A 1260-nucleotide genomic window follows, 5' to 3' on the forward strand; every position below is an offset into this window, starting at 1 on the left:
ATCTGAGGGCTCTCGTGGCCGAAATCCTCGCCGCTCTCATCGCCGCGATCGGTGCGATCATCGCTCTACCGCGGCCGAAATGCGGCATCAGAGCCGCAGCTGCGTGATGTTCAGGGGCGACGAAGTAGGCGATGCCGGGCGGCGCAGTCCCGCCCCAGGGCCGGTCATCCCGGAGGTAGGTCCAGATCCGGCCCTCCTTCACGCCCTTGCCCAGGCCTTCGAGCCGCCTGGCCCGATCGAGCACCCGCACGCCCTGGCCGCACCAGTCGACGAGCGTCGAGGCCGGGATCTCCGCCCCCATGCGAGCGAAGATCTCGTTCTGTCGATACAGGGGCAGATGGTCGTCGAACTTGGAGACGAGGATGTGCGCCAGTAGACCGGGTCCCGCCATGCTGCGCGGGATCGGCCGCGAAGGCGCCGGGGTCTGGGTGATCTTCTCGCATCGTCGGCAGGACTTCTTCGGGCGCGCCGTCTCGATCACCTTCAGCCGCGCGCTGATCAGCTCGAGGATCTCGCTCATGTCTTCACCGACGAGCCGCAGTTCGCCCCCGCAGTCGGGGCAGGCATCACCGGGGTCGAGCACGATGCGCTCGCGGGGCGTTGCCTCCGAGACCTTCGGTTTTCGCCGCATGGAAGAAGGTTCCGCGACTGCGGGCTCTGCCTTCGGCTCCTCCTCGGGCTCCCGGGCGGCGGAAGCCGCGACCTCCAGCGCCTCGAGGGCCAGCTCGAGTTGTTCGATCTCGCGTTCGATCTTCTCCGAGCTTGCACCGAACTTCTGGCGCTGGAGCTTGGCGATCCGGATCTGGAGCGCCTGGACGAGGGCTTCGTGCGCCTTCAGGACGGCCGTAAGCCGTGTCGTCTCCGCCCGCATGGCCGCGTTCTCGGCCTCGAGCGCGGCGATCATTGCGCGCAACTTGGCAGGATCGTCAGGCGGAAGGGAGGCGGCTTCGGACATGCGGGACCTTACCATCCCGTGCGGTCCATAACCAGTAAAACAAGGGGGTTGAGAGAAGTATCAGCTCACCCGGGCCGGAGGCGCACCCCAGTCCGGACGGCGCCAGTCGATGCCTTCCCAGAGCATCGCCAGCTGCGCCGAGGTCAGCCTCACGGCGCCGTCTCCGGCGGCGGGCCACGGGAAGCGTGACCTGCTCCCCGAAACTTCCCTCGTTCTGATGTAGAGTTTGCTCAACCTTTTGAAGGAGCAAACGAATGCGAAAGAGCCGTTTCACCGAGGCGCAGATCATCGGGATGATCAAGGAA

The 1260-nt window shown here is 66.2% G+C and carries 2 protein-coding genes; both read right to left on the reverse strand.

The features are described from left to right. On the reverse strand, positions 1–955 hold a 955-nt coding region (locus ACSR1C_RS20520; RefSeq protein WP_460260864.1), incomplete at its 3' end, for an IS66 family transposase. A gap of 60 nt (positions 956–1015) precedes the next feature. Then, the gene (tnpB, locus tag ACSR1C_RS20525; protein WP_460260863.1) at positions 1016–1189 is read right to left on the reverse strand and encodes an IS66 family insertion sequence element accessory protein TnpB; all 174 of its coding nucleotides are present in this window, start codon (positions 1187–1189) and stop codon (positions 1016–1018) included. Positions 1190–1260: the final 71 nt, after the last annotated feature.

The organism is Actibacterium sp. D185-2 (genome assembly GCF_054954595.1).